Consider the following 5,154-nt stretch of genomic DNA (forward strand, 5'->3'; position numbering starts at 1 on the left):
CGCGCCGGCCCCCGCAGTTCCGCCAGCCAGCCGGCGTAGGCCTGCTCCACCAGGGCCGCCGCGCGTTCGGCGGAAAACTGGCCCTGGCCCCGGATCAGCTCACGGCCCGCGTCGCCCATGCGGCGGCGCAGTGCGGGATCGGCCAACAGGCTTTCCAGCGCGCCGGCCAATGCCGCCGGATCGCTGGGCGGCACCAGCAGGCCGGTCACGCCGGCCTGCATGGTTTCCGGCACGCCGCCCACATTTGTGCCCACCACCGGCAGCCCCATCGCCGCGGCCTCGATGAAGACAGTGCCCAGGGCCTCGCGCAGCGTCGGCAGCGCGAACAGGTCGAAGGCCGTCAGGACGTTGCCGATATCGTCGCGCCGACCGGTGAAATGCACGCGTTGCGCCAGGCCCAATGCCTCCGTCTGCGCCTGCAATTGCCCAGCCATGGGCTGGCCTTCGCCCACCAGCACCAGATGGGCATTCGGGAACGTGGCGGAAATGCGATGGAAAGCGTCAATCAGATCGCAATGGCCCTTGTCCGCCCGCATGACGGCCACGCAGCCGACCACCAGTGCGTCCTCCGGCAGGCCGAGTTCACGCCTGACGCAGGCGCCGCTGCGCACCTGGGGCAGCACTACCGGCGAATGGATGGTGGCGATGGCCTCCGGCCGCGCGCCCCCGTCCAGCAGTTGCCCGCGCACATAACGGCTGACCGCGATGACGCGATGCGCCAGCCAGGTATAGGCGTAGAGGGAATTGATGGGCTTGGCCAGATGGCGCGTACGCACGATGAGCGGCGTGCCGGCCAGGCGGGCCGCGAGCGCGCCCAGGACGGTATCGCGACGGCTGTGCGTATTGACTACGTCGAAATGTCCCAGACGCAACAGGCGGCGCACGAACGCGACGCAGCGCACGAAGTTGAACGGGCCGTCCATGGAAACGGAGTGCACCGTGAAGCCGGCCTCGCGCAAGCGCCGGCCCAGCTCCGCCTCTGGTTGGCAGACCGCTTCCAGATGATGGCCGCGCTCCCGCATGGCGATCATCTCCTTGTAAATACAGAACTCCTGGCCGCCGAACGAGGTGGCGGCTTCGGTATGCAGGATGCGCAGGCGGGCGTCGGAGCCAGGCCGGGCCTGGAACGATTCGATGGGATCCGGCATGATCAGGGATGTTCGCTTTGAGAGGTGTCCGCGTCGCTCCAGCGGCGGCCCTGCGACAACAGGTAGGCCTCCAGGTATGAGATGTCTTCCTGGTCCAGCGCCGCCGCGCCTGCGCTGGCGCAATCGCGCGGGCAATCGGAAGCCTGCAGCCGGTTTTCAGACCAGACGCGGGCCGCGCCGGTGCGGGACAGTTCGAAGCGCGCACCCGCGCGCGCCCAGCCCAGCAGGCGCACGCTGGGGATCAGTTGCCGGGTCTGGTAGATACCGTAGGGACTCGCAGCCGCGGGTGCGGTCAGCGTATCGCCGACATCCACCAAGCGGCTTGCGGCGCCGGGCTTGCCGGGCGTGTAGGTCAATACCGTAAGAGGGCGTAATGGCATTTAGCTAGCAAGAGTCGCCAGGCGGCCTTGCAAGCCACGGACTGGTCGGGATTCGAGGGGTAGGGTTTGGTCGCCGGGCAAGCAACGCCAACAATTCGACGCTGATGAGCTGTTTTTTCAAAAAAATGAAAGACGTTCGACGAAGTAAAAGAATCCCTAAATACTAATTCAGGTAAAATTCAGGAATGAAACGCGCATCTTATCAAAACGTAAACGAGTGCGGTACTGAATGAATCCACAGGCCGTACCTCCCCACAAGCCGGTTTCGTTCCTGCAAGCGTTCCTCCGTTCCGAAGCGCTGGGCGGCTATGTCCTGATGCTGGCCGCGCTGGTCGCGCTGGTGGTTGCCAACAGCCCTGCCGCGCCCGCCTATTTCAGCGCGCTGGAAACCAAGCTCGGCTTCCACGTGGGTCCGGTCCTGCTCAAGGAAACCGTGCTGCACTGGATCAACGATGGCCTGATGGCCGTGTTCTTCCTGCTGGTCGGGCTGGAGATCAAGCGCGAAGTGCTGGACGGCCAGTTGCGCGGCGCCGCCCGCATCGTGCTGCCGGGCATCGCCGCCCTGGGCGGCATGGCGCTGCCGGCGCTGATCTATGTCCTGATCAACTTCGGCAGTCCCGACACCCTGCGCGGCTGGGCTATCCCCGCCGCAACCGACATCGCCTTCGCGCTGGGCATCCTGGCGCTGCTGGGCAGCCGCGTGCCGACGTCGCTGAAGATCTTCCTGACGGCGCTGGCCATCCTGGACGACCTGGGCGCCATCGTCATCATCGCCCTGTTCTATACCGCCGAACTGAATGTGTTCGCGCTGAGCATGGCGGGCGCCCTGCTGGCCTGCCTGTTCTGCCTGAACCGCGCCGGCGTGCTGCGGCTGACGCCCTACCTGCTGATCGGCGCGGTGCTGTGGTACTTCGTCCTGAAGTCCGGCGTGCATGCCACGCTGGCCGGCGTGGCGCTGGCGCTGACCATTCCGCTGCGCCCGCAAAACCAGGGCCATCCCGGCGCGCATTCGCCCCTGCATGTGCTGGAACACGCGCTGCACAAGCCGGTGGCCCTGCTGATCGTGCCGATTTTCGGTTTCGCCAACGCCGGCGTATCGTTCGCCGGCATGGGCCTGGGCAGCCTGGCGCAGCCCGTGCCCCTGGGCGTGGCGCTGGGCCTGTTCCTGGGCAAGCAGCTGGGCGTGTTCGGCTTTGCCTGGCTGGCCATCAAGAGCGGCATTGCCACCCTGCCGCGCCACGCCAGCTTCACGCAGCTATATGGCGTGTCGCTGCTGTGCGGCATCGGCTTCACCATGAGCCTGTTCATCGGCGCCCTGGCGTTCACCGATCCGGCCGCCATCGACGCCACCAAGATCGGCGTGCTGACGGGCTCGCTGGCGTCCGCCGTGGTGGGCTTCCTGCTGCTGCGCGCCTGCGGGCCGCGCGCCGGCACCGCCGAAAATCCTTGAGCAGGGCTTGAGTACGGACGGCGGGCGCTAAAGTAGCGGGATCCGAAACCATTCCAGGAGCCGCCATGAAGCCGTCCGCCATCACCGTGCAACGCGTCTACGAGGGTTTGGGTCCGGAAGGCAGCTACCGGGCGTTGGTGGACCGCATGTGGCCGCGCGGGCTGCGCAAGGCGGACCTGCACCTGGACGAATGGGCCCGCGACATCGCGCCCACCCTGGAACTGTGCAAATGGTTCAGCCACATCGAGGAACGCTGGGAAGAATTCCGCCAGCGTTACCAGGCCGAACTGGCCGAACCCGAGCAGCAGGCCCGCATGGCCGCCTTGCTGGACGCGGCCGCCGACCGCCCCCTGACCCTGCTCTACGGCGCCCGTAACACTGAACACAACCAGGCCGTCGTGCTGCACGACGTACTACAGGACTATGTCCGCCATCATCGCAAGCGCAAGAAGGCCTGAACCAGCATCCGTTTGCGCGTTCAGCCTGCTCTAATCCTGGCGCGCTACCATCAGACCATGCTCCCCGCATCCGTGGGCGACAGGGCACGGCCCGGCCCACCGGCAATCCCAACCGGAGGTTCCAGCATGCATAACCTGAATGGAAAAGTCGCCGTCGTCACCGGCGCCGCCAGCGGCATCGGCAAGGAAATCGCCCTCACGCTGGCACGAGCCGGCGCGGCCGTCGCCATCGCTGACCTGAACCAAGCCGGCGCCGACGCCGTCGCCCGCGAAATCGAACAGGCCGGCGGCAAGGCCATGGGCGTCGCCATGGACGTCACCAGCGAAGACGCCGTGAACCAGGGTATCGACCGCGTCGCGGCCGCCTACGGCAGCATCGACATCCTGATCTCGAACGCGGGCATCCAGATCGTCAATCCGATCGAGAACTTTGCATTCTCGGACTGGAAGAAGATGCAGGCGATCCACGTGGACGGCGCATTCCTCACGACCAAGGCGGCGCTCAAGCATATGTACAAGGACGACCGCGGCGGCGTGGTCATCTACATGGGCTCGGTCCATTCGCACGAAGCCTCGCCGCTGAAGTCCGCCTACGTGGCCGCCAAGCACGCCCTGCTGGGCCTGGCGCGGGTGCTGGCCAAGGAAGGCGCGGCGCACAACGTGCGCTCGCACGTCATCTGCCCGGGTTTCGTGCGCACGCCGCTGGTGGAAAAACAGATCCCGGAACAGGCCAAGGAACTGGGGATCAGCGAAGAGGACGTGGTCAAGAAGGTCATGCTGGGCGACACGGTCGACGGCGTATTCACGACCGTCGAGGACGTGGCGCAGACCGCCCTGTTCCTGGCCGCCTTCCCCAGCGCCGCCTTCACCGGCCAGTCCTTCGTGGTCAGCCACGGCTGGTACATGCAGTGATTCGGCCCGCGGCGCCTATTGCCGCGCGGTCTTTGATACCCTAGCCCTCTTTGTGGACCGGCGCGCAGTCGCGCGCCGGCAGCCTGCCTTGAGGAACCCCATGTCTTTCAGCTCCGACGCCTGGGCGCGCAACGCCGCGCTGTACGAAACCACGCGCGACATGCCGTTCAACCAGGAACTGGCCAGCGGCCAGCTCGACGAGAACGCATTCAAGCACTACATGATCCAGGACGCTCACTATCTGGTGGCCTTCGGACGCGCACTCGCCATTGCTTCGGCCAAGGCCGACGACGCCGACGGCGTGGTGCAGTTCGCGGATGCGGCCAAGGGCGCGGTCGTCGCAGAACGCACGCTGCACGCCGGCTTCCTGAAACAATTCGGCATCGACGACGCCACCTTCGAAGCCACGCCGCTGACCCCGGCCTGCCACCACTACACCAGCTACCTGATCGCCACCGCCTGGAGCGCGCCGTATCCGGTGGCGCTGGCGGCCCTGCTGCCGTGCTTCTGGATCTACGCCGAGATCGGCCGCGAGATCCATGCGCGCGCGGCCCAGCCCAATCCCTATGCGGCCTGGATCGAGGCCTATGCCTGCGAGGACTTCCACGCCCTGGTGCAGCGGGTCATCGCCACGGTCGACCGCGTTGCCGAAAAGGCGTCCGCCGAAACGCTGGCGCAGATGCACGCGGCCTACACCCGCGCCGCGCAGCTGGAATGGATGTTCTGGGATTCGGCCTATCGCCAGGACGGCTGGCCGGTCTGACCGCCGGTGCAGTCGCTGGGCGCGCGTGCCCGAACGCGCGCCC

General features: G+C 66.7%; 6 protein-coding genes. 4 read left to right on the forward strand and 2 right to left on the reverse strand.

Annotated features, from left to right (window positions below; translation table 11 throughout):
• Together WBB14_RS18230 and WBB14_RS18235 are read right to left on the reverse strand one after the other, a co-directional pair.
• On the reverse strand, positions 1–1,148 hold a 1,148-nt coding region (locus WBB14_RS18230; RefSeq protein WP_424241071.1), incomplete at its 3' end, for a glycosyltransferase.
• A 2-nt stretch (positions 1,149–1,150) separates the two neighbouring features.
• Positions 1,151–1,528 carry a hydrogenase gene (locus WBB14_RS18235; RefSeq protein ID WP_424241072.1) on the reverse strand — a complete coding sequence of 126 codons (378 nt, stop codon included), beginning with the start codon at positions 1,526–1,528 and terminating at the stop codon, positions 1,151–1,153.
• A gap of 229 nt (positions 1,529–1,757) precedes the next feature.
• Here WBB14_RS18235 and nhaA point away from each other — a divergent pair, with 229 nt between their 5' ends.
• From nhaA to tenA, 4 genes are all read left to right on the forward strand, one after another.
• Positions 1,758–2,978 (forward strand): Na+/H+ antiporter NhaA, encoded by a 1,221-nt coding sequence (gene nhaA, locus WBB14_RS18240; RefSeq protein WP_424241073.1) that lies wholly within the window; start codon positions 1,758–1,760, stop codon positions 2,976–2,978.
• Between the two features lie 65 nt (positions 2,979–3,043).
• Positions 3,044–3,436: a DUF488 domain-containing protein gene (locus WBB14_RS18245; RefSeq protein ID WP_424241074.1), complete on the forward strand. Its 393-nt coding sequence runs from the start codon at positions 3,044–3,046 to the stop codon at positions 3,434–3,436.
• 126 nt (positions 3,437–3,562) lie between these two features.
• The gene (locus WBB14_RS18250) at positions 3,563–4,348 is read left to right on the forward strand and encodes a 3-hydroxybutyrate dehydrogenase (protein WP_424241075.1); all 786 of its coding nucleotides are present in this window, start codon (positions 3,563–3,565) and stop codon (positions 4,346–4,348) included.
• A gap of 100 nt (positions 4,349–4,448) precedes the next feature.
• Positions 4,449–5,111, forward strand: a complete 663-nt coding sequence (gene tenA, locus WBB14_RS18255; protein WP_424241076.1) for a thiaminase II — start codon at positions 4,449–4,451, stop codon at positions 5,109–5,111.
• Positions 5,112–5,154 lie beyond the last annotated feature (43 nt).

Origin of the sequence: Achromobacter sp., assembly GCF_049647645.1 — a bacterium.
Classification (GTDB): Bacteria; Pseudomonadota; Gammaproteobacteria; order Burkholderiales; family Burkholderiaceae_B; genus Achromobacter.